A 237-nucleotide genomic window follows, 5' to 3' on the forward strand; every position below is an offset into this window, starting at 1 on the left:
GCGCTGGTGCTGACCGCGTTGTCCTGCTGGGTAACTATGTTGCCGGTACGTACAACGTTGTTGAAAACGGTGTGAACCTCAATACACAATCCACAGCAACTGCTGTTGCTCGCGTTGTGACAGACACAATCAATCTGGGTGCAGGTAACGATACACTGGTCACTTACGGTGCGATCAATCTGGCTGGTGCGACACTGTCAGGTATCGAAACAATTCAGGCAAACTCTGCTGTTGTGA

General features: G+C 50.6%; 1 protein-coding gene. It reads left to right on the forward strand.

What is annotated here, in order from left to right; translation table 11 throughout:
* Positions 1–237, forward strand: a 237-nt coding sequence (locus tag ACO0LH_RS28710; RefSeq protein ID WP_422944565.1) for a hypothetical protein, incomplete at both ends; no start/stop codon positions are given.

The sequence above is a fragment of the Undibacterium sp. TJN19 genome (genome assembly GCF_049339485.1).
GTDB lineage: Bacteria > Pseudomonadota > Gammaproteobacteria > Burkholderiales > Burkholderiaceae_D > Undibacterium.